Origin of the sequence: Castellaniella sp. (assembly GCF_049650445.1) — a bacterium.
In the GTDB taxonomy this organism is placed as follows: Bacteria; Pseudomonadota; Gammaproteobacteria; order Burkholderiales; family Burkholderiaceae_B; genus Castellaniella.
This window is the reverse complement of the sequence record NZ_JBASAD010000014.1, coordinates 1-21,463: the sequence shown is the minus strand read 5'-3', so window position 1 is coordinate 21,463 and position 21,463 is coordinate 1. Positions and strand designations below refer to the sequence as shown.

The window sequence follows — 21,463 nt, the reverse complement described above, 5'->3', positions numbered from 1 at the left end:
GGCCGGCGCGGCGGCCGCCACCACGGATGCGGGCCAGGCCGCGACGGGCACGGTGTCGCAGGATGACTCACGGGCAAACGCCCGGCCTGCTGCAGCGGCGGGTGATCATCTGCGCCTGAGTGAATCCGGGGCCAAGGGGCAGGGCGCCGATGCGGCTGCGGATGCCCGCACGGCCCGAGGGCACGCCCTGAAGGATGCCGAGTCCCGGGTCGATCAACTCGAGGGCAACGTCAAAAACCTGAACCAGGCCCTGCAGTCCCAGGGCGAAGCCGCGCGCAGTGCGGCCTCGCAGGGGGTCGAGGCCATCGGCCAGTCGATCCAACAGATCGCCGGCGCCATCAGCGAGGCCAGCCAGGAGGCCGCCGCCCAGGCCAACGAGACGGCCCCGGCAGGCGGCGAGCCGCATGCCTCCGGCGCAGGCACCTCCGGTGCCGTGGGTGCAAATGCGGCAAGCTCGGGTGCGGCCGGCACTGGCACCCCTGGTTCGCAAGCTGCGGGGGGCGCTGCGTCCGGGACCGGGTCGACGGCTGCCGGTGGTGCGTCCTCGACTGCCAGCGCGGGTTCGAGAGCCTCCAGTGCGAGTTCGGCCGGTTCGCCAGCCGCCGCTGGGGCCGATTCAGCCGCTCGGGTTGCCGAGCAGCCGCCTTCCGAGCGCACACAGGACCGGGTTTCGTGGCTCCAGGATCATCTGCTGGGCGTGATGACGGGTCTGCTGGCCCTGATCGTGCTCATCATCGCCTGGCTGCTGCGTCGGGCCAATGCCGCCCGGGACGAGGCCGACGCCAGCCCCCGGGTGACGGAATCCATGGTGCGCGAACGGATTCAGGACATCGACCTGAACCTCGAACCGGGCGAATCCCGCCCGCCACAGCAGCACTAGCCGGAGACGGGCGGGAGGCCATGACGGCCCGCGCCCGTCCCGATGGCACATGATCCACATCGGACAGCACTGATTTCATGGGACGCATCGCGCTCGGGCTGAGCTATGACGGCCAGGGCTGGCAGGGCTGGCAGACCCAACCCGGCGGCCGGACCCTGCAAGACACCCTGGAGTCGGCCCTGCGCCGCTTTCTGGCGGCGCCTGCCGTGCCCACGATCTGCGCGGGCCGTACCGATGCCGGCGTGCATGCGCTGCAGCAAGTCGTACACCTGGATACGCAGGCCGTCCGGCGCGACGAGTCCTGGGTGCGGGGACTGAATGCCTTGCTGCCCGCGACCCTGGCCGTGCAATGGGCCTGCGCCGTAGCCGACGATTTTCATGCTCGCTTCGACGCCCGGGCCCGCACCTATTTCTACGTGCTGCGCAGCGCCCCGGTGCGCTCCCCCATTCTGCATGGACGGGTCGGCTGGGTACACGAGCGGCTCGATGACGAGGCCATGCGGGCCGCCGCCGCCATGCTGGCGGGCGAGCACGATTTCAGCGCGTTTCGCTCGTCCGAATGCCAGGCGGCCAGTCCGGTACGCACCTTGCAGGCGCTGGAGATCCACCGTGCGGGTGATTTCCTGGTCTTCGAGTTCCGTGCCAATGCTTTTTTGCACCATATGGTGCGCAATCTGATGGGGGTGCTGGTGATGGTGGGGCGCGGCCGCCGTCCACCCGAATGGGCGGCCGAACTGCTGCGCGACCGCGACCGGCGGCGGGCTGCACCCACCTTCATGGCCGATGGCTTGTACCTGGCGCATGCCGACTATCCGGGCGCGAGTCTGCCGCAGCGCACGGCCTGGGAGGCGCTGCGCCACCACTTGGGCGACGTGTGACCCGGGAGTGACTACGGGCGATTCCCGAGGTGCCGTGCTGGACGCTTCGTATAGAATTGACCGATTTAGTGATGAATGGCGGCATGCGTGCCGCTTCGTTTGTTTCATGGAAGCACGATGAAACCTCTTTTGACGATCTCCCGATGGATCGACGGGCTGAACACCCTGGTTGGCCGAGCCGTGACCTGGCTGGTGCTGGTGGTGGCCCTGGTCAGCGCCGGCAATGCCGTGATGCGCAAGCTGTTCAGCCTCAGCTCCAACGCCTGGCTGGAATTGCAATGGTATTTGTTCGGGGCCATTTTCCTGCTGGCTGCGGGCTATACGTTTCTACGCAACGAGCACGTGCGAGTCGATGTGCTGTCGCAGAAGCTGCCCGAACGCGTCCAGGTCGGCATCGAAATTTTCGGAGTGCTGTTCTTCCTGCTGCCGGCCGCCTGTCTGGTGTTCTGGCTGTCGATTCCGTTCTTCTGGGAATCCTGGATCACGCATGAACTGTCTTCGAACACCGAGGGCCTGATCCGCTGGCCGGCCAAACTCCTGATCCCGGTCGGTTTCGCGCTGCTGATCCTGGCGGGGCTGTCTCACCTGGTCAAGTGCGTGGGTTTTCTGCGCGGCGCGTGTCCGAATCCGATGCAGGTCTCCAGCGGCAAGAGTGACGAAGAAGCACTGGTAGAAGACATCCTGGCGCAGCGCCAGGCCGACCTCGAAGCCGGGCAGGGGCGCTGAGCATGGAATTCCTCATCGACAATCTCGCGCCGATCATGTTCTTCAACCTGATCGTGTTCCTGCTGCTGGGTTTTCCGGTCGCCTTTTCCCTGGCCGCCACGGGCGTGCTCTATGGCCTGGTGGCCATCGATCTGAATCTGATGAGTCCGCTGCTGTTCCAGGCGCTGCCTCAGCGGGTATTCGGCATCGTCGGCAACGACACGCTGCTGGCCGTGCCTTTCTTTACCTTCATGGGCCTGATCCTGGAGCGATCCGGCATGGCCGAGGATCTGCTCGACACGGTCGGCCAGCTTTTCGGCCCGCTGCGCGGCGGGCTGGCGATCGCGGTAGTGTTCGTCGGCGCGCTGCTGGCGGCGACCACCGGCGTGGTATCGGCCTCGGTCATCTCCATGGGGCTGATCTCGCTGCCCATCATGCTGCGTTATGGCTACGACCGGCGCCTGGCCTCCGGCGTCATCGCCGCGTCCGGCACCCTGTCGCAGATCATCCCGCCCTCGCTGGTGCTGATCATCCTGGCTGACCAGCTCGGGCGCTCCATCGGCGATATGTACCGGGGCGCGATGCTGCCGGGCCTGCTGCTGGCCGGCGCCTACATGGCGTACATCTTCCTGGTGGCCATCGTGCGGCCCGGTCATGCGCCGGCCCTGCCGCCCGAGGCGCGCGGCTTCGTCGATGCGCGCGGGCATCGCGGCCTGCGATCCCTGGTCGTGCTGACGCTGATCGCGGCAGCCGTCGCCTATTGGGGGTCGGATTATTATTTCCGTTCCCATACCGATGTGCCTGTGGACGAGCGCGTCGTCATCGTGCTGTTGATCTGGGGTGCCGCCGCCCTGGCGATGGCGATGGTCAACCGCTTCCTGCGTCTGAAGCTGCTGTCGCCCCTGGCCGAACGGGTCGTGTTCGTGATGATCCCGCCCCTGGCCCTGATCTTTCTGGTGCTGGGCACCATCTTCATCGGCGTGGCCACGCCGACCGAGGGCGGCGCGATGGGCGCCATCGGCGCGCTGATCATGGCGGTGTCGCGCGGCCGTTTCTCCATGAAGCAGTTGCGCCAGGCCATGGAAAGCACGGCCCGCTTGTCCTGCTTCGTGGTGTTCATCCTGGTGGGATCGACCATCTTCAGCCTCAGCTTCCGGGGGATCAACGGCGACATCTGGGTCGAGCAACTGCTGCTGCACGTGCCGGGCGGCGAGATCGGCTTCCTGATCGTGGTCAGCCTGATGACCTTCTTCCTGGCCTTTTTCCTGGACTTCTTCGAGCTGGCCTTCATCATCGTGCCGCTGCTGGGGCCCGTGGCCGACAAGATGGGCATCGATCTGATCTGGTTCGGCGTGCTGCTGGCAGTGAACATGCAGACCTCCTTCGTGCACCCGCCGTTCGGCTTCGCCCTGTTCTATCTGCGATCGGTCGCACCCAAGGAAGACTACCGTGACCGTGTGACCGGCAAGCTGATCGCCAAGGTCACCACGGCTCAGATCTACTGGGGCTCGATTCCTTTCATCATCATCCAGATCCTGATGGTGGCGGCGGTGCTGGCCTTTCCCGGCATGGTGACTCACTACAAGAGCGACGCGCCCACTGTGGATCCAGCCAGTGTCACCTTCGGCCAGGACAGCGCCTACGGCCAGGACGGCTATGGTGCGGGCGACGCCGGGGCTGCATTCCAATGAGCGCGCCGGCCACTGCCGGTGCGGCGGGAAACGCCATTGCCGGGCTGCATCGCACCCGCGTCAAGATCTGCGGACTGACCCGCGCGCAGGACCTGGACGCGGCCGTGGCGGCCGGTGCCGATGCCATCGGCCTGGTCTTCTATCCGCCCAGCCGCCGCTGCCTGACGCTGGAGCAGGCCGCCGCCCTGCGCGCCCGGGTGCCGGCTTTCGTCGGCGTCACGGCCCTGTTCGTCAATCCTGATGAGCACATGGTGCGCCAGGTGATCGAGGCCGTGCGCCCGGATCTGTTGCAGTTCCATGGTGAAGAATCCCCCGATTTCTGTGCCGGTTTCGAGCCCCGTCACGTCAAGGCCTTTCGGGTTGGGGCGCCGGGGCTGGAAACGACGGCCGAACTGGCCCGGGCGTGTGCCGCCCACGGCCGGGCGGCGGGCTGGTTGTTCGACAGCTACAGCGCCGGCTATGGCGGCAGCGGCAGCGGTTTTGATACCTCGCTGCTGGCCGAGGTGCCTCGCGGTGCCGGGACACCGGCCCTGATCCTGTCGGGCGGCCTGAAGGCGGAAACGGTCGGTGGGCAGATCGCCGCCCTGGCACCGTTCGCCGTGGACGTCAGCAGCGGGGTGGAATCGGCGCCCGGCATCAAGGACCCGGATCGTATCCAGGCCTTCATGCATGCGGTGCGCGCCGCCGACCTCGCACGCAGGTAGGGATTTTCATGCCAGGGCAGGCGGGGGAAAAGGGCCTGTGCAAGCCGCTTTTGTATTGATTTGGCATAAAATCACTATAAGAAATTATTTTTTAGCATTAAATTTCGTCTATCTTTGGATGGTGGCATTCCAAGCTACAATTATTGCCGTCACAGGGATATCCCCTGCAGAAAATTCGCGGGTCCGCCGGTAGACTGGACGCCGCATCGCCTGGTGCGGACACGATCCACAGGCGTTTCCCCTACAAAGGAGCTGTTCATGAATCTGCATCCCGTCCTTCGTACCCTCGCGGGCACCGCTGCCGTGCTTGGCGCGCTGGCCGCCGCGCCGGCCCTGGCGCAATCCGTGGCGGTGACCTCCATCGTCGAGCATCCCGCCCTCGATGCCGTGAAGGACGGCGTGCATGAAGCCCTGGCCTCCGCCGGCTACACCGAGGCCAAGGGTCTGAAGTGGCAGTTCCAGACGGCCCAGGGCAATACCGCCATCGCTGCCCAGATCGCCCGCAAGTTCGTGGGGGACAAGCCCGACGTGATCATCGCCATCGCCACGCCCTCGGCCCAGGCCGTGGTCGCTGCGACCAAGACCATTCCGGTGGTCTATTCCGCAGTGACCGATCCGGTGGCCGCTCAGCTCGTGCCGGGCTGGGAAGCCTCGGGCATCAACGTCACCGGCGTGTCCGATGCCCTGTCGCTGGAAAAGCAGATCGACCTGATCAAGAAGGTCGTGCCCGACGCCAAGAAGGTCGGCATGGTCTACAACCCCGGCGAAGCCAATTCCGTGGTCGTGGTGAAACGCCTGCGTGAACTGCTGCCGCAATCGGGCATGAGCCTGGTCGAAGCCACGGCGGCCCGCACCGTGGATGTGGGCGCTGCCGCCCGCAGCCTGGTGGGCAAGGTCGACGTCATCTATACGAACACCGACAACAACGTCGTTTCGGCCTACGAATCCCTGGTCAAGGTCGGCAATTCCGCCAAGATCCCCCTGGTGGCCTCCGACACCGACAGCGTCAAGCGCGGTGCCATCGCGGCCTTGGGCGTGAACTACCACGATCTGGGCGTGCAGACCGGCAAGCTCGCGGTGCGCATTCTCAAGGGTGAAAAACCCGGCGCCATTGCTTCCGAGACCAGTTCCAAGCTTGAACTCTACGTCAATCCCGGTGCTGCCGCTCAGCAAGGCGTGACCCTGTCCGACGCCCTGATCAAGTCGGCCGCCCAGGTCATCAAGTAACGCGACGCGCGTTTTGCGTCCCTGGCCGGGCCGCCTGAGGGCGGCCCGGTCGTCATGGCGGCGCCTGACGCGAGGCTTCATCCAGAGATTCACATCCCATGTCCATTTATTCCATGTGGGGCGCACTCGAGATCGGGCTGATATTCGGCCTGGTCGCGCTGGGCGTCCTCATTTCCTTCCGCGTGCTGAACTTCCCCGACCTGACGGTGGACGGCAGCTTTCCGCTGGGTGGCGCGACGGCCGCCATCCTGATCCATCACGGCATGGATCCCTTTCTGGCGACGGGCATCGCCACCCTGGCCGCCGGCTTTGCCGGCATGGTGACGGGCTGGCTCAACGTCCGGCTCAAGATCATGGATCTGCTGGCCAGCATCCTGATGATGATCGCCCTGTATTCGATCAATCTGCGTGTCATGGACGCGCCCAACGTGCCGCTGATCACCGACCCCACCGTGTTCACCGTGCTGCAGCCCGAAGGGCTTGAGGACTACGTCGCCCGGCCGCTGATCCTGCTGGTGCTGGTGGTGGGTGCCAAGCTGCTGCTGGACTGGTTTTTCGCCACCCAGGTGGGCTTGGCGATGCGCTCGACCGGTTCGAATCCGCGCATGGCGCGTTCCCAGGGCATCCGCACGGGCAATATGATCCTGCTGGGCATGGCGATTTCCAACGCTCTGTGCGGCCTGGCCGGCGCGCTGTTCGCCCAGTCGCAGGGCGGGGCGGACATTTCCATGGGCATCGGCACCATCGTCATCGGTCTGGCCGCCGTCATCATCGGCGAATCCATCCTGCCCAGCCGCCGCCTGATGGTGGCGACGCTGGCGGTGGTGATCGGTGCCGTGCTCTATCGTTTCTTCATCGCGCTGGCCTTGAATGCGGATTTCGTGGGCCTGAAGGCCCAGGACCTGAACCTGGTCACGGCCGTGCTGGTCACGATCGCCCTGGTGATCCCGCTTGCCAAGCAACGTTTCCGTAAAAAGAGGGCCTGACATGCTGAGCGCCCAGAATCTGCACCTGACCTTCAATCCCGGTACGCCGATCGAAACGCAAGCCCTGCGCGGCATGTCGCTGGACATCCCGGCGGGCCAGTTCGTCACGGTGATCGGTTCCAACGGGGCCGGAAAGTCCACTTTTCTGAACGCCATTTCCGGTGAACAGGGCGTGGACAGCGGCGTCATCCTGATCGACGGCGAAGATGTGACCCGCCAGCCGGTCTGGGACCGCGCGCGCAAGGTTGCACGCGTTTTCCAGGACCCGATGGCAGGCACCTGCGAAAACCTGACCATCGAAGAAAACATGTCCCTGGCCTTGGGCCGGGGCCAGTTCCGCAGCCTGCGCCAGGCCGTGCGCGAGGAAATGCGCGTGCTGTTCCGCGAACGTCTTGTCATGCTGGGACTGGGACTGGAAAACCGCCTGACCGACCGGATCGGCCTGTTGTCGGGCGGCCAGCGCCAGGCCGTCAGCCTGCTGATGGCGGCCCTGCGGCCCTCGCGCATCCTGCTGCTGGACGAGCACACGGCGGCGCTGGATCCGCGCACGGCCCAGTTCGTGCTGGATCTGACCGCCCGCATCGTCGCCGAGCACGGTCTGACCACCATGATGGTCACCCACAGCATGCGTCAGGCGCTGGATGTGGGCGATCGGACCGTCATGCTGCACCAGGGCAGGGTGGTGCTGGACGTTTCGGGCGACACCCGCAAGGGGCTGGAGGTCACCGACCTGCTCGCCATGTTCGAGAAAGTGCGCGGCGAGGAACTCGCAGACGATACGTTATTGCTTGGATAACTGCCTAGGCAAAAAACTTTTTGACAAAAAATGCATTTATTGTCAAAATGCGCCGATGTCAGCCAAGCTCAGCACCCAAGCCATGATCGCGCGGCGCGCCAGGATACTGGACGCGGCGCGCTGGTGCTTTCTGAATTTCGGCTTTTCCAAGAGTTCTCTGGGGGACATCGCTCAGCGTGCGGGTATTTCCCGCACACTGCTTTATCGCAGTTTCAAGGACAAGGAAGACCTCTTCATGCAGGTCTTCGACGACTGGATGCTGTCGCGTCTGCCGCTGGCCCTGGAGGTGGTGCAGGCGCCCGGATCGGTGCGTGAACGCCTGTTCGCGGTCTGCCAGCGCGTGCTGCTGGAGCCCTGGTCCGAAATGGAAGCCGCCCCCATGTCCAGCGAGTTCCTGGAGGTCTGTCAAGGTCTCAGTCCGGAAGTCGCGGGGCGGCATCGAGACTGTCTGCTGGAATGCCTGAACCGGGTGTTCGACGATCCCGAGGTTGCGCTGGTGTTCCTGCTGGCCCTGGAGGGTCAGATCGAGGACAGGCCCCGCCTGGACGTCCTGGAGCGCCGGGTCCGCATCCTGGTGGATCGCTTCACGACACACGGGGCCTGAATCATGGGCCTGCGCGCATCGTATCAATCGATCAAACTTTACCCTTATACTTTTGGCTTGCCCTCGGGGCCGGCGATCCCGGCATCCCTTCGAGACCGGGCGGCCATCTTTCGCTTCACCCAATCGAAAAACATTATTTCTGGAGCTTTTCCTATGGCCTTTAATCGACTGACTGCCCGGCGGACCCTGCGGCCCCTGGCGCTGGTGTCGCTGCTGACCCTGGCTGCCTGCTCGGGCGAGCCGCAGCAGGGGATGGAGGGCATGAAAGTCCCGGTCAGTGTGATCCAGATCCAGCCCCAGGCAACCGTCATCCACACGGAACTGCCCGGCCGAGTCCAGGCGATCGAAGACGCCGAAATTCGCGCCCGGGTCAACGGCATCGTCCAGTCCGTCGACTTCGAGCAGGGCAGTACGGTCAAGGCCGGCCAACGTCTGTTCACCATCGATCCGGCGCCGTACCGGGCTGCCCGCGATCAGGCCGCCGCGCAACTGAAGAACGCCCAGGCCTCGGCGCATACCGCGCGTCTGCTGGCACAGCGCTACACCACGCTCATCAAGCAGCACGCAGTCAGCCAGCAGGACTACGACAACGCCGTCGCCCAGTCGCGCCAGGCAGAAGCGGGGGTCGCCGCCGCCCAGGCTGCGCTGGAAGCGGCTCAGATCAATCTGGATTACACCCAGGTGACCTCGCCCATCGATGGCACCATCGGCAAGGCCCAGGTCACCGTCGGCGCGCTGGTCAGCGCCACGTCCGCCACTTCGCTGGCGACCGTGCACCGCCTGGATCAGGTCTATGTCGACATCACCCAGCCGGTGGCGCAGATCGCGACCTTGCGCCGTCAGATCGCCGACGGCATCGTCAAGCCCGACGCCAACGGTGATACCCAGGCCGAAGTCAAGCTGGACGGTGGCGCAACCTACCGCCATCCCGGCAAGCTGCTGTTCTCCGGCGTGGCCGTCGATCCCGGCACGGGTCAGGTGAATCTGCGGGCCTTGTTCCCCAATCCGGAACAGATCCTGCTGCCCGGTCTGTTCGTTCGCGTCAGTCTCGCGCAGGGTACGGACCAGCAGGCGCTGGTGGTGCCCGAGCAGGCCATTCAGCGCACCTCGGACGGGAAAAGCACAGTCGTCCTGATCAAGGACGGCAAGGCGGTCTTCACCCCGATCGAGGTCGGCCCGCGCGCACAAGGGGGCTACGTCGTCTATCAGGGCATCCAGGCCGGCGACCAGTTGATGGTCGAGGGCTTCCAGAAGGTCCGTCCCGGCGCCCCGGTCCAGCCCATGCCCTGGAAGAAGGCCCAGGCCGGTGCGGGGCAGGGTGGCGCGCAGCCGCCCGCCCAGGGCGGGCAGCCCGGCACCGAAAAGCCTGCCGGTGACAAGCCCGCGGGTGACAAGCCCGCCGACGGCCAGGCCCACTGATCCGGCCACGGCCGTCCGATACACCTCCGGATTCCACGCGAGCTCTCATGCCACAGTTTTTCATCGAACGACCAATCTTCGCCTGGGTGGTGGCGCTGGCCATCGCCCTGGCCGGCATCCTGGCCATTCCCAATATGGCTGTGTCGCAGTACCCCGATGTCGCACCGCCCACGGTGACCATCAGCGCCACCTACCCGGGCGCCTCCGCCTCCGAGGTCTCCACCAGCGTGGTCAGCGTCATCGAAAACGAGTTGAACGGGGCCAAAGGCTTGCTCTACTACGAGTCGGTCAGCGATTCCAACGGCCAGGGTGAAATCACCGTCACCTTCGAGCCGGGTATGGACGTCGATCTGGCTCAGGTGGACGTGCAGAACCGCCTGTCCAACGCGACGGCCAAGCTGCCTGCGGCCGTGACACAACAGGGCCTGAAGGTCGGTCAGTCGAACTCCGGCTTTCTGATGGTGGTCACGTTGTCGTCCAAGGACGGCTCCGTCGACCAGTACGCTCTGGCCGACTACATCACGCGCAACATCCAGAATCCGATGTCGCGGATCAAGGGCGTGGGCAAGTTTCAGTTGTTCGCCGCGAACCGTGCCATGCGCGTCTGGGTCGACCCGCAGAAGCTGGTCGGCTACGGCCTGAGCATGTCCCAGGTCAACAACGCCCTGGCATCCCAGAATCTGGTGATTTCCGGCGGCCAACTGGGCTCGCCCCCGAGTCCGAGCACGCAAAGCACGGTGGCGCCGTTGACCGTCAACGGTCAGCTCACCACGCCGGAAGAATTCGGCAACATCGTGCTGCGCGCCAATCAGGATGGCTCCTCCGTGCGCATCCGTGACGTCGCCCGGGTCGAACTCGGTTCGGACAACTACCAGTTCGGCGCCCGCTTGAACGGCAAGGCCACTGCGGCCTTCGCCCTGTCGCTGACGCCCACGGCCAACGCGCTGGAAACCGCCAAGCTCGCCAAGGCCAAGATGGCCGAGTTGTCTGCGTTCTTCCCCGACAACATCACTTATCAGATTCCCTACGACACCTCGCCCTACATCGATGTGTCCATCGAGCAGGTGGTCCATACCCTGTTCGAGGCCATGGTGCTGGTGTTCGTGGTGATGTTCGTGTTCCTGCAGAACGTGCGCTACACGCTGATTCCCGCGCTGGTGGTGCCGGTGGCGATGATGGGGGCCTTCACGGTGATGCTGGCCCTGGGATTCTCGATCAACGTGCTGACCATGTTCGCCATGGTGCTGGCGATCGGGATTCTGGTGGACGACGCCATCGTGGTGGTGGAAAACGTCGAGCGCATCATGGCCGAAGAAGGCCTGTCCCCCAAGGAAGCCACGAAAAAGGCCATGCCGCAGATCAGCGGCGCCATCGTCGGGATCACGCTGGTGCTGACCACGGTGTTCCTGCCGCTGGCCTTCATGTCCGGTTCCGTGGGGGTGATCTACCGCCAGTTCTCCGTGGCCATGGCGGTGTCCATCCTGTTCTCGGCCTTATTGGCGCTCAGCTTCACCCCGGCGTTGTGCGCGACCATCCTCAAGCCCATCCCCAAGGGGCATCATGAGAGCAAGCGCGGTTTCTTCGGCTGGTTCAACCGCAGCTTCGATCGCACCACGCGGGGCTACACCGGGATGGTCACGGGCAGCCTGAAGCGCACCCTGCGCATGATGCTGATGTTCGTCCTGCTGGCGGGCGTGATGGGCTGGCTGTTCGTCCGCCTGCCCACGTCGTTCCTGCCCGAGGAAGACCAGGGCTATGTGATCGCCAACATCGAACTGCAGTCGGGCGCGTCGGCCAACCGCACGATGGACGTCATCGAGGAAGTCGAAAAATACTTCATGGCGCTGCCTCAGGTGGCCAACATCATCGCCGTCCAGGGCTTCAGCTTCAATGGCAACGGCCTGAACGCCGCCATCGCCTTCGTGCCGCTCAAGGATTTCTCGGAACGCAAGGGGCCGGGCGATTCGGCGCAGGCGATTTCCGGCACGGCCATGGGTCGGCTGCTGTTCGGCCTGCCGGACTCGATGGTGATTTCCATCACGCCGCCGGCCATTTCCTCCTTGGGCAATGCCTCGGGTTTTGACCTGCGGCTGGAAGACCGCAGCGGTGTGGGCAGCGATGCGCTGCAGGCCGCTGCCCAGCAGTTGCTGCAGCTCGCCGCGCAAAGCCCTGTCCTGAATGGCCAGTCGGTGCGCATCACCGGCCTGGGCGCGGGGCAGCAACTGAAGGTGACCATCGATCGTGACAAGGCTGCCGCCCTGGGCGTGGACTTCTCCGAAGCCGCCAACCTGATTTCCACGGCGATCGGTTCGTCCTATGTCGGCAAGTTCACCAACCAGGGCTGGGTGCAGAACGTCTGGGTCCAGGCGGAACAGAGCGCCCGCATGGAGCCGGAGGACATCCTGAAGCTCAACGCCCGCAACGCCAATGGCGAGATGGTGCCGCTGTCCTCGTTCGTCAAGCTGGATTGGTCCCGGGGTCCGGTTCAGGTCGTGCGCTACAACGGCTACGAATCCATCCGGATCGGCGGTTCGGCGGCGCCGGGCCATTCCACCGGCCAGGCCATGGCCGAGATGGAGCGCCTGGTCGCCCAATTGCCCCCCGGGCTGGGCTATGAATGGACCGGCCTGTCCTACCAGGAAATCCAGGCCGGCAGCCAGTCCACGATCTTGATGGCCTTGTCGATCCTGGTGGTCTTCATGGTGCTGGCCGCCCTGTACGAAAGCTGGGCCATCCCGTTGTCGGTGATGCTGGCCGTGCCCCTGGGCATGCTGGGCGCCGTGCTGCTCAGCAGTCTGATGGGCAAGGACAATGACGTGTACTTCATGGTCGGGATCGTGACCGTGATCGGCTTGTCAGCGAAAAACGCCATCCTGATCGTCGAGTTCGCCAAAGACCTGTACGCCAGCGGTGCGGGCCTGACCGAGGCGGCCATCGAGGCCGCGCGGCTGCGCTTCCGCCCGATTCTGATGACGTCCTTCGCCTTCATTCTGGGGGTGGTGCCTTTGGTGACGGCGACCGGCGCGGGCGCCGCCAGCCAGAACGCCGTGGGCCTGGGCGTGCTGGGCGGGATGCTGGCAGCCACGCCGCTGGCCGTGATCTTTGTGCCGACTTTCTTCGTGGTGATTCTGAAATTGTTCAAGACCAAACCGAAACTGCTGGGCCACCAGGCACCGCACATCCCCGCCGCGAGCGAGTCCGCTTCGGGAGACAAGGCATGATGACCCGACGACTCTCCGCACGCGCGCTGGCCGTCTCCACGCTGAGTCTGGCGCTGGGCGCCTGCTCCCTGGCGCCTACCTACCACCGACCGGACGCGCCGGTGCCCGACCGCTTCCCGGTCACGGCGGCGGACGCCCGTGCCGACCAGGCCGCGTTGCCGGTCTGGCGGGATTTCTTCCAGGATGCCAGACTGCAGGCCCTGATCGAACTGGCGCTGAAGAACAACCGCGATCTGCGCATCGCCGTGGACCGGGTCGAAGAGGCCCGCGCCCAGTTCGGCATCGCCCAGAGCGACCGTCTGCCCACCATCGGCGCGCAGGGCACGGGGCAGATCACCCGCTCACCGGCGGATATGCGTAACGGCGGCGCCGACGCCCCATCCGTCAATCGCAGCTACGTTGCGGGTGTGGGCATGACGGCCTTCGAACTGGATTTCTTCGGCCGGGTGCGCAATCTCAGCGAAGCCGCCTACCAGTCCTATCTGTCGACCGATCAGGCGCGTCGCACTGTGCAGCTCGGGCTCGTCGCCCAGACCGCCGAGGCCTATTTCCGTCTGCGTTCGGCCCAGGTGCTGCACGAACTGATGGACAAGACCCTGGAAGCCCGCAAGGGTACGCTGGATCTGGTCCAGTCCCGCTTCGACGTGGGCGTCGCCTCTGATCTGGATCTGGCGCAGGCCCAGTCCCAGTACGACACGGTGCGCGCCGACCGCATCGCCACCGAACGCGCCATGGCTCAGGCCGGCAACGCCCTGCAATTGATCCTGGGCACACCCGTGCCCGATGGCCTGCCGGAGCCTCGTCCGTTTGGCCGGGACCAGTTGCTGCAGTCGCTGCCGGCCGGTCTGCCGTCGCAACTGCTGGAACGCCGGCCCGACATCGTCGGGGCCGAGCACGACCTGATGGCGGCCAATGCCCAGATCGGTGCCGCTCGTGCGGCCTTCTTCCCGCGCATCTCCCTGACCGGGCTGCTGGGCTTCGCCAGCCCCGAACTCAGCGCGCTGTTCGGCGGCAGCCACCGCTACTGGCAGTTCTCGCCCCAGATCCAGATGCCGCTGTTCTCGGGCGGGGTCAAGGGCAATCTGGATCTGGCCAAGGCGCGCAGCAACATCGCCGTGTCGGCTTACGAAAAGGCCATTCAGACCGCGTTCCGCGAAGTCGCCGACGGTCTGTCGGGTGAAGCCACCTACAGCAACCAGCTCGACGCCTTGCGCGCCACCGAAGAATCCGCACTGCGGGCGTTGCGCCTGTCCCAGGTCCGCTACGAGACTGGCGTGGACAGCTTCCTGCAGGTGCAGTCCGCCCAGGTCACCCTGTACGGCGTCCAGCAGCAGTTCATCCAGTTGGGCACCGACGCGCTGCTCAACCGCGTGGAACTGTACAAGGCGCTGGGCGGGGGCTGGGAGGCCAGCGATCTGCCGGAGGCGTCCTGATGGAACTGGGCGTCAACATCGATCACGTCGCCACGCTGCGTCAGCAGCGCCTGACGACCTATCCCGATCCCTTGCAGGCTGCGTTGCGTGCCGAGGACGCCGGGGCGGATCTGATCACGCTGCATCTGCGCGAGGACCGGCGCCACATCCAGGATGCCGACGTGCGTGTCATCCGGCCGGCCCTGCGGACCCGCATGAATCTGGAATGCGCCATCACGCCGGAGATGCTGGCGATCGCCTGCGACATCCGGCCTCAGGATGTGTGCCTGGTGCCGGAAAACCGCCGCGAACTGACCACTGAAGGCGGCCTGAACGTGCTGGGGCGCTATGACGAGGTTGCGTCCGCCGTGGCGCGACTGCATGACGCCGGCATCCGTGTGTCCTTGTTCATCGATCCGGAGGCTGATCAGATCGCCGCCGCTGCGCGCACCGGCGCCCGGGTGATTGAATTGCACACCGGTGCCTACGCCGAGGCGACCGATCCCGAAGCGCGGGCGGTCCAACTCGAGCGTGTGCGTGCCGCCGTCGTCGTGGGGGTGAGTGAAGGCCTGCGAGTCAACGCCGGCCACGGCCTGCACTACGACAATGTCGAGCCCGTTGCGGCCCTGCCGGGGATTGCCGAACTGAATATCGGCCACGCCATTGTGGCCCAGGCCGTGTTCGACGGCTGGGAGCCGGCGATCCGGCGCATGAAGGCCCTGATGATCCGGGCGTCCTGTTCCTAATTCAACGCTGCAAGGCGCATGCGCAGGTGCAGCCTGGAGGTTTTCAATGTCTGATTTCTTCGATGTCGTCCTGGAGCGCCGCTCGGTCAAGTTCGTCCAGGCGCCCGGCCCGACCGAAGACCAACTGGACCTGATCCTGAGTGCCGCCTTGCGTGCGCCCGACCATGGCGCCATCAAGCCCTGGCGCTTCGTGCTGGTGCGCGGCGCCGATGTGCCTGCATTGGTGGATGTGGGGGTGCGGGCCGGTGTTGCCGCAGGCAAGCCGCTGCCGCAGCCCAAGGTGGACAATGCCCGCAAATGGCTGTCCAAGGTGCCTCTGGTGATCGCCCTGGGCTGCCGCCCGGATCCCGCCGGTCGCATCCCCGAACACGAAAGCCTGCTGGCCGTAGGCGCGGCGGTCATGAACATGCTCAACGCCGCCCATGCGCTGGGTTTCGGGGCCTTCTGGAGCACCGGCCTGGGCACCTACCTGGACGGGGTGGGCGAAGCGCTGGGCTTCGATTCCCTGGACGAGCGCTTCATGGGTTACCTGGCCATCGGTACGCCGATCGACGCACCCGATCCGGCTCAGCGGCCGGACTGGCGGGATTACGTGTCGGAATGGCACGCACCGGCTGAAGCCTGATCCTGCACGCCGTCTTCGATTCCCTGCAGGATCGGACATTCCGGCCGCTCATCCCCGTGACAGCGTTGCGCCAGTTCACGCAGGGTTCCCGCCATGCCGCGCAGCAAGGCAGCCTTGGCTTCCAGCGCGTCGATATGTGACAGGGCCAGGCGCTTGACCTCGGCGCTGGCGCGCGCCCGATCGTGCCACAGGCCGGTCAGTTCCGCGATCTGCTTCAATGAAAACCCCAAATCCCTCGCGCTGCGGATGAAACGCAGCGCGTGCAGATCCGTTTCGCCGTATTGCCGGTAGCCGGCGGCGCTGCGAGCCTGGGGAACGAACAGGCCCTCTTGTTCGTAATAGCGGATCATCTTGGCGCTCAGCCCCGTGCGCGCGGCGGCTTCACTGATCGTGAGCCGGCCCCGGACGGGAGCCTCGGTTGCGGGCGAACGGGATTCAGCCATGACGGGACTCCAGGGGCAGCCATTTCAGGCGCAGGGCGTTGACGACGACGAAGACGCTGGATAGCGCCATGGCGCCAGCCCCCAGCATGGGCGAGAGCTGCAATCCGGTGAAGGGGTACAGCGCCCCGGCCGCCACCGGGATCAGGGCGACGTTGTAGGCGAAAGCCCAGAACAGGTTCTGGACGATGTTGCGCAGCGTCAGCCGCGACAGTGCGATGGCGCGCGCGACCGAGTTCAGATCCTCGTTCATCAGCACCACGTCGGCCGATTCGATGGCCACGTCGGTGCCCTGGCCGATGGCGATCCCCACATCGGCGGTCGCCAGGGCGGGTGCGTCATTGATGCCGTCACCCACGAAGGCCAGGGCACCGGCGTCGCGTTGCAGCGCCCGCAACAGTTCCGCCTTGTGTTCGGGCAGGGTCTGGGCATGGACGATGTCGATGCCCAGTTCACCGGCCACGGCCTGGGCGGCGGCCTCGTGATCGCCGGTGATGAGCGCCGTCTTCAGCCCCAGTGCGTGCAGATGGTCGATGGCCTCGCGGGCACCGGGCCGCAGTGTGTCGGCCACCGCCAGCACACCCGCCAACTGGCCATCGCGCGCCGCCAGAAAGGCCGTCTTGCCCTGAGCAGCCAGGGTCTGCACCTGTGTCGCAATCTCGGCGGCGACCGGCACACCCTGTTGATGCATCAGGGTCTCGTTACCCAGCAGCCAGTCGTGCGCCTCGACGCGGCCCTGCACGCCTGCGCCGGTCAGGGCCGCGAACTGGTCCACCGGCTTCAGGGGCAGTCCTTCGGCTTGGGCGGATTCCAGCAGCGCGTGGGCGATGGGGTGTTCCGACGCGCTTTGTACCGAGGCCACCGCCGCCAGCAAGGCGGTGCGCTCCAGATCGCCCAGGGGCAGGACGTCGGTCAGCGCCGGGCGCCCCAGGGTCAGTGTGCCGGTCTTGTCGAAGGCCACCACCCGGGCGCTGCGCAGGCGCTGCAGCGCGTCGCCCTGACGAAACACAATGCCCAGGCCGGCCGCGCGTCCCGTGGCCACCATGATCGAGATCGGTGTTGCCAGCCCCATGGCGCAGGGACAGGCGATGATCAGCACCGCCACGCCGGCAATCAGCGCGTGCGTCAGCCGGGGCTCCGGCCCCCACAGCAGCCAGCCCATGAAGGCCAGTACGGCCAGTCCCATCACCGCCGGGACGAACCAGCCAGTGACGCGGTCCACCAGGCGCTGGATCGGCAGTTTGGCCCCCTGGGCCTGCTCGACCAGACGGATGATGTGGGCCAGCACCGTGTCGGCGCCGACCTGGGTGGCGCGCATCACCAGGCTGCCGCGCGTGTTCAGCGTGCCGCCGATCAGGCGGTCGCCTGCGCGGCGCGTGACCGGCATGGGTTCGCCCGTGATCATGGATTCATCCACCCAGGATTCACCCTTGGTGACCGTGCCGTCGACCGGGATCTTCTCCCCGGGCCGCACCCGCACCTCGTCGCCGACCGCCAGTGCGTCGATGGGCAGCTCGGCCCAGTCGTCGCCACGCCGCGTCCAGGCCGTGCGCGGCCGCAGGCCGATCAGGTGGCGGATGGCGGAGCCGGCCCGGCCCCGGGCGCGCGCTTCCAGCCAGCGGCCCAGCAGGATCAGCGTGGCGACGACGGCGGCGGCTTCGAAATACAGATGGCGCGACTCGGCCGGAAAGAGGGCGGGGGCGATCGTGACCAGCGCGGAATACAGCCAGGCGCTGCCCGCGCCCAGGGCGACCAGCGTATTCATGTCCGGTCCCAGATGCCACAGGGCCTTGAAACCCCGGATGAAGAAGACGCGGCCCGGCCCGGCCAGCACAGCAGTGGCAAGCACGAATTCGATCCAGGCCAGTGCGCTCGGGTCGATCAGGGACTGGATCGTGTGGTGCAGGGCAGGGATCAGATGCCCGCCCATCTCGACCAGAAAGACGGGCAGAGTCAGCATCAGGGCCAGGAAGAAACGCTGGCCAGCGGCCACATCCTCGGCGGCGGCGGCGTGCGCCGGAGCAGGATTCCCGGATGTGATCACCTGCGCCTGGTAGCCGCGTTTTTCGATGGCGGCGACCAGAGCCTGGGGATCGGCACCTTCGGCCGCCAAGGTGACATGGGCACGCCGGGTGGCCAGATTGACGCTGGCCTGGGAGACGCCCGGGACTTTCGCCAGTGCCGTTTCGACCCGGCGCACGCAGGAAGCGCAGGTCATGCCTTCGACCTCCAGGTCGAGAGTGGATGGGACGGGCAGGGCGGACATGGAAGCACTCCAGTTCATCAGAATGATTGTAGGATGAAGCTTGACCTTATGGGAAGGTCAAGCGCGTCATCAAGGCCTTCTTTCCCTTCAGGCTCATTTCGTCCAACGGTGCTCGACGGCCCGGTGCCGCGCACGGCCGCGACGGGCAAGATCACCTTGGTGTATTTCCGCGATCCGGATGAAAACCTGATCGAGGTGTCGAGTTACGACGAGGCTTGAGTGGGTGGCAAGGCCAGGCGTTAGTGTTTGGCTTGCGCTTTGCTATTGTTGCGTGATGCGCAACATGGTACGCTTGAGTCATGATCAAGTCCTTCCGACATAAAGGGCTGCGCAGGCTCTTCGAGACAGGCAGCGCATCAGGCGTGCAGGCAAGCCATGCGAAACGCCTGCGGCTTCAGCTGACCGCCCTCGATACCGCATGCACGATCGATGATATGGATATCCCTGGCTTTCGCTTGCATCCCTTGAAGGGCGACCTGAAGGGACGCTGGTCGATCACCGTCAACGGCAACTGGCGCGTCACGTTCGAATTCCAGGACGGTAACGCTTATATCCTGGATTACGAGGACTATCACTCATGAGCATGCACAATCCCCCGCACCCCGGCGAGTTCATCTCCGGCATTTATCTGGAACCTAACGGCATCAGTGGCCGGGAGCTTGCCGACAAGCTCGGCGTCGCTGCGTCCACCCTGAGCCGGATTCTCAAGGGAACCAGCCGTGTTACGCCGGAAATGGCTTTGCGACTGTCCAAGGCCATCGGCCGCAGCCCTGAGAGCTGGCTGGCCATGCAGGATGCCCATGATCTGTGGGTTGCGCGTCAGCACGTCGATCTGGACGGCGTAAGCGAGCTGAAACTGGTCGTAGCTTGAGTTTCGGTGTCTTGAGCTTCCCCCCATGTCAAGGCTTAAGATGCCGTCCATCCCTTTTCCAGGAGCTTTTCCCATGAAGACCGAATTCATCGTTGCCGACATGACCTGCAACCATTGCGTGCAGACCATCACCCAGGCCGTGCAGGGCGTGGCGCCGGGCGCCTCGGTGCACACGGACCTGGCCGCCCACCGTGTCACGATCGAATCGGCGGCGGATGCGGCGGCGCTGCGGGCCGCGATCGAGGACGAAGGCTACGACGTCCAGCCAGCCTGATCGAGCGTTGTGCGCCTCGTAGGGCCGGCCTTTGAGCTTGCCGTACCTCTTCACTTCTCCCAGCAGGCAGGTCAAACATGAATCAACACACCATCGATTGCGACGTGGCCATTATCGGCGCCGGTTCGGCCGGCCTGCCGGCCTATCGAGAAGTCCTCAAGGCAGGGCTGAAGCCTTTGCTGATCGAAGGCGGACCGCATGGCACCATGTGCGCGCGGGTAGGCTGCATGCCGTCCAAACTGCTGATCGCGGCGGCCCAGTCCGCGGCCGACATGCGTCATGCCGACGGTTTCGGCATCCGCCTGGACGCGCCGCCCCGGGTGGACGGCGTCGCCGTGATGGAGCGTGTGCGGCGTGAACGCGATCGTTTCGTGGGCTTCGTGGTGGATGACGTCGAGGCCATGCCGCCGGAGCATCGCCTGGACGCACCCGTGGAGTTCCTGCGCGACGGGGTGTTGCAGACCATCGACGACCGTGAGGTCCGCGCAGAACGCATCATCCTTGCCACCGGCACCCGACCGAACGTGCCGGAACTGTACCGGCCCTTGGGAAACCTGGCGATCGTCAACGACGATGTGTTTGATTGGCATGACCTGCCGCGCAGCGTGCTGGTGGTCGGCTCCGGCGTGATCGGAGTCGAACTGGGCCTGGCGCTGGCGCGCCTGAGTGTGCGGGTGCGGGTGTTGAATCGTTCCGGCAGTTTCGCCCATCTGGCAGATCCCCAGGTGCGCGCGACGGCGGTGGACTTGTTGGCGCCGGAACTGTCTCTGGTTCAACACGCCCAGGTCACCTCGGTGCGCCGCGAGGGTGATCAGGCCGTGGTGGGCTGGTCGGTCGACGGTGGACCGGAGACCGTGGAGCGCTTTGACTATGTACTGCTGACGGCGGGTCGCGACCCGGCGCTGGAAACGCTGCATCTGGAACGCACCACGATGCCGCTGGACGAGCGTGGCCGGCCCCGCTTTGATCCGGCCACGCTGCAGGTCCATGGTCAGCCGGTGTTCCTGGCGGGCGATGTCACGGGCCGCCACGCCATCCAGCACGAGGCGTCCGATGATGGTCGTCGGGCCGGGCGCAATGCCGCTGCCTGGCCCGATGTGCAGGCCTTGCCGCGGCGTGCGCCTTTGGCGATCGTGTTCAGTGATCCGCAGATCATGCAGGTGGGCGGCGGGTACGCGGCGCTGGACGATCCGGACGCGACCGCCATCGGCGCGGTCGATTGGGCACGCCAGGGCCGTTCGCGCGTGATGCAGCGCAATCAGGGACTGCTGCACGTCTATATGCGAAAATCCGATCAGCGTTTCCTGGGTGCTGAAATGATCGGACCGGACGCGGAACACGTCGGCCATCTGCTGGCCTGGGCCCTGCAGATGGCACTGACGGTGCCGGACATGCTCAAGCTGCCGTTCTATCACCCGACCATCGAAGAGGGCATCCGCACGGCGCTGCGCGACGCGACGCGCTGAGTCAGCGCAACATCGGCTTCAGGGCGGCGAGCAGATCTTCCTGGGATTCAACGTCCGAGGCCAGCCAGGCCGCCTTGCCCTTCGTATCGAAGGCGTAGATGCCGCGGCTGTGGGCGACTTCGTAAGGGGCGTCCGGGTGCTTCGGATCGGGGCGCTCGATCTGGTAGGCAACCCGGTAGCGCCGGGCCAGCGCCGCAATGGCCTTCTCGTCGCCTGTCAGGCCGATGGCATGGGGGTCGAACTGATCCACGT

At 65.7% G+C, this 21,463-nt stretch carries 20 protein-coding genes and 2 pseudogenes; 19 read left to right on the top strand and 3 right to left on the bottom strand.

Annotation, left to right across the window (positions count from 1 at the left end; genetic code table 11):
- The 14 genes and pseudogenes from WA983_RS04095 to WA983_RS04030 form a co-directional block, all read left to right on the top strand.
- Positions 1-880: pseudogene (locus WA983_RS04095) on the top strand (hypothetical protein); the annotation flags it as partial.
- A gap of 77 nt (positions 881-957) precedes the next feature.
- Entirely contained in the window at positions 958-1,758 is an 801-nt protein-coding gene (truA, locus tag WA983_RS04090) for a tRNA pseudouridine(38-40) synthase TruA (protein ID WP_424311633.1), read from the top strand.
- 117 nt (positions 1,759-1,875) lie between these two features.
- A complete protein-coding gene (locus tag WA983_RS04085; protein WP_424250246.1) occupies positions 1,876-2,484 on the top strand; it encodes a TRAP transporter small permease subunit in 609 nt (202 codons plus the stop codon).
- A 2-nt stretch (positions 2,485-2,486) separates the two neighbouring features.
- Entirely contained in the window at positions 2,487-4,154 is a 1,668-nt protein-coding gene (locus WA983_RS04080; RefSeq protein ID WP_424311632.1) for a TRAP transporter large permease, read from the top strand.
- Positions 4,151-4,858: a phosphoribosylanthranilate isomerase gene (locus tag WA983_RS04075; RefSeq protein ID WP_424252204.1), complete on the top strand. Its 708-nt coding sequence runs from the start codon at positions 4,151-4,153 to the stop codon at positions 4,856-4,858. Before WA983_RS04080 ends, WA983_RS04075 begins: the two co-directional genes overlap by 4 nt.
- 258 nt (positions 4,859-5,116) lie before the next feature.
- Positions 5,117-6,085, top strand: coding sequence for an ABC transporter substrate binding protein (locus WA983_RS04070; protein ID WP_424251341.1), 969 nt, complete (start codon positions 5,117-5,119; stop codon positions 6,083-6,085).
- Positions 6,086-6,183: 98 nt separating this feature from the next.
- The gene (locus tag WA983_RS04065) at positions 6,184-7,071 is read left to right on the top strand and encodes an ABC transporter permease (protein ID WP_424311630.1); all 888 of its coding nucleotides are present in this window, start codon (positions 6,184-6,186) and stop codon (positions 7,069-7,071) included.
- 1 nt (position 7,072) lies between these two features.
- Positions 7,073-7,867, top strand: coding sequence for an ABC transporter ATP-binding protein (locus WA983_RS04060; RefSeq protein ID WP_424251343.1), 795 nt, complete (start codon positions 7,073-7,075; stop codon positions 7,865-7,867).
- A gap of 55 nt (positions 7,868-7,922) precedes the next feature.
- Positions 7,923-8,471, top strand: coding sequence for a TetR/AcrR family transcriptional regulator (locus WA983_RS04055; protein WP_424311629.1), 549 nt, complete (start codon positions 7,923-7,925; stop codon positions 8,469-8,471).
- 153 nt (positions 8,472-8,624) lie between these two features.
- Entirely contained in the window at positions 8,625-9,890 is a 1,266-nt protein-coding gene (locus WA983_RS04050; protein ID WP_424251346.1) for an efflux RND transporter periplasmic adaptor subunit, read from the top strand.
- 47 nt (positions 9,891-9,937) lie between these two features.
- Positions 9,938-13,111 carry a multidrug efflux RND transporter permease subunit gene (locus WA983_RS04045; RefSeq protein ID WP_424251347.1) on the top strand — a complete coding sequence of 1,058 codons (3,174 nt, stop codon included), beginning with the start codon at positions 9,938-9,940 and terminating at the stop codon, positions 13,109-13,111.
- Positions 13,108-14,544 carry an efflux transporter outer membrane subunit gene (locus WA983_RS04040; RefSeq protein ID WP_424251349.1) on the top strand — a complete coding sequence of 479 codons (1,437 nt, stop codon included), beginning with the start codon at positions 13,108-13,110 and terminating at the stop codon, positions 14,542-14,544. The genes WA983_RS04045 and WA983_RS04040 overlap by 4 nt, the downstream gene beginning before the upstream one ends.
- Complete coding sequence (gene pdxJ / locus WA983_RS04035) at positions 14,541-15,269, top strand: pyridoxine 5'-phosphate synthase (RefSeq protein ID WP_424251360.1); 729 nt, start codon at positions 14,541-14,543, stop codon at positions 15,267-15,269. Before WA983_RS04040 ends, pdxJ begins: the two co-directional genes overlap by 4 nt.
- Positions 15,270-15,315: 46 nt before the next feature.
- Positions 15,316-15,894 (top strand): nitroreductase family protein, encoded by a 579-nt coding sequence (locus WA983_RS04030; RefSeq protein ID WP_424251350.1) that lies wholly within the window; start codon positions 15,316-15,318, stop codon positions 15,892-15,894.
- Here the strand turns inward: WA983_RS04030 and cueR are convergent.
- Together cueR and WA983_RS04020 are read right to left on the bottom strand one after the other, a co-directional pair.
- The gene (gene cueR / locus WA983_RS04025) at positions 15,858-16,337 is read right to left on the bottom strand and encodes a Cu(I)-responsive transcriptional regulator (protein ID WP_424311628.1); all 480 of its coding nucleotides are present in this window, start codon (positions 16,335-16,337) and stop codon (positions 15,858-15,860) included. The genes WA983_RS04030 and cueR overlap by 37 nt on opposite strands.
- Positions 16,330-18,600: a heavy metal translocating P-type ATPase gene (locus WA983_RS04020; protein WP_424311627.1), complete on the bottom strand. Its 2,271-nt coding sequence runs from the start codon at positions 18,598-18,600 to the stop codon at positions 16,330-16,332. Before WA983_RS04020 ends, cueR begins: the two co-directional genes overlap by 8 nt.
- Positions 18,601-18,708: 108 nt before the next feature.
- On the opposite strand from WA983_RS04020, the pseudogene WA983_RS04015 reads away from it, so the two are divergent.
- The 5 genes and pseudogenes from WA983_RS04015 to WA983_RS03995 form a co-directional block, all read left to right on the top strand.
- Positions 18,709-18,819, top strand: a pseudogene (locus WA983_RS04015) (VOC family protein); the annotation flags it as partial.
- Between the two features lie 80 nt (positions 18,820-18,899).
- The gene (locus tag WA983_RS04010) at positions 18,900-19,181 is read left to right on the top strand and encodes a type II toxin-antitoxin system RelE/ParE family toxin (RefSeq protein WP_424311626.1); all 282 of its coding nucleotides are present in this window, start codon (positions 18,900-18,902) and stop codon (positions 19,179-19,181) included.
- On the top strand, positions 19,178-19,471 hold the full coding sequence (locus tag WA983_RS04005) for a HigA family addiction module antitoxin (RefSeq protein WP_424311625.1): 294 nt from the start codon (positions 19,178-19,180) through the stop codon (positions 19,469-19,471). The genes WA983_RS04010 and WA983_RS04005 overlap by 4 nt, the downstream gene beginning before the upstream one ends.
- A 73-nt stretch (positions 19,472-19,544) precedes the next feature.
- Positions 19,545-19,745 carry a heavy-metal-associated domain-containing protein gene (locus tag WA983_RS04000; RefSeq protein ID WP_424311624.1) on the top strand — a complete coding sequence of 67 codons (201 nt, stop codon included), beginning with the start codon at positions 19,545-19,547 and terminating at the stop codon, positions 19,743-19,745.
- 77 nt (positions 19,746-19,822) lie between these two features.
- Complete coding sequence (locus WA983_RS03995) at positions 19,823-21,211, top strand: dihydrolipoyl dehydrogenase (RefSeq protein WP_424311623.1); 1,389 nt, start codon at positions 19,823-19,825, stop codon at positions 21,209-21,211.
- 1 nt (position 21,212) lies between these two features.
- Here the strand turns inward: WA983_RS03995 and WA983_RS03990 are convergent.
- Positions 21,213-21,463 (bottom strand): SCO family protein (locus tag WA983_RS03990; protein ID WP_424311622.1); only part of this gene is annotated, 251 nt, incomplete at its 5' end.

Coding starts and splice junctions, on each gene's coding strand:
- truA (WP_424311633.1), top strand. CDS start 958: ATGGGACGCATCGCGCTCGGGCTGAGCTATGACGGCCAGGGCTGGCAG.
- WA983_RS04085 (WP_424250246.1), top strand. CDS start 1,876: ATGAAACCTCTTTTGACGATCTCCCGATGGATCGACGGGCTGAACACC.
- WA983_RS04080 (WP_424311632.1), top strand. CDS start 2,487: ATGGAATTCCTCATCGACAATCTCGCGCCGATCATGTTCTTCAACCTG.
- WA983_RS04075 (WP_424252204.1), top strand. CDS start 4,151: ATGAGCGCGCCGGCCACTGCCGGTGCGGCGGGAAACGCCATTGCCGGG.
- WA983_RS04070 (WP_424251341.1), top strand. CDS start 5,117: ATGAATCTGCATCCCGTCCTTCGTACCCTCGCGGGCACCGCTGCCGTG.
- WA983_RS04065 (WP_424311630.1), top strand. CDS start 6,184: ATGTCCATTTATTCCATGTGGGGCGCACTCGAGATCGGGCTGATATTC.
- WA983_RS04060 (WP_424251343.1), top strand. CDS start 7,073: ATGCTGAGCGCCCAGAATCTGCACCTGACCTTCAATCCCGGTACGCCG.
- WA983_RS04055 (WP_424311629.1), top strand. CDS start 7,923: ATGTCAGCCAAGCTCAGCACCCAAGCCATGATCGCGCGGCGCGCCAGG.
- WA983_RS04050 (WP_424251346.1), top strand. CDS start 8,625: ATGGCCTTTAATCGACTGACTGCCCGGCGGACCCTGCGGCCCCTGGCG.
- WA983_RS04045 (WP_424251347.1), top strand. CDS start 9,938: ATGCCACAGTTTTTCATCGAACGACCAATCTTCGCCTGGGTGGTGGCG.
- WA983_RS04040 (WP_424251349.1), top strand. CDS start 13,108: ATGATGACCCGACGACTCTCCGCACGCGCGCTGGCCGTCTCCACGCTG.
- WA983_RS04030 (WP_424251350.1), top strand. CDS start 15,316: ATGTCTGATTTCTTCGATGTCGTCCTGGAGCGCCGCTCGGTCAAGTTC.
- cueR (WP_424311628.1), bottom strand. CDS start 16,337: ATGGCTGAATCCCGTTCGCCCGCAACCGAGGCTCCCGTCCGGGGCCGG.
- WA983_RS04020 (WP_424311627.1), bottom strand. CDS start 18,600: ATGTCCGCCCTGCCCGTCCCATCCACTCTCGACCTGGAGGTCGAAGGC.
- WA983_RS04010 (WP_424311626.1), top strand. CDS start 18,900: ATGATCAAGTCCTTCCGACATAAAGGGCTGCGCAGGCTCTTCGAGACA.
- WA983_RS04005 (WP_424311625.1), top strand. CDS start 19,178: ATGAGCATGCACAATCCCCCGCACCCCGGCGAGTTCATCTCCGGCATT.
- WA983_RS04000 (WP_424311624.1), top strand. CDS start 19,545: ATGAAGACCGAATTCATCGTTGCCGACATGACCTGCAACCATTGCGTG.
- WA983_RS03995 (WP_424311623.1), top strand. CDS start 19,823: ATGAATCAACACACCATCGATTGCGACGTGGCCATTATCGGCGCCGGT.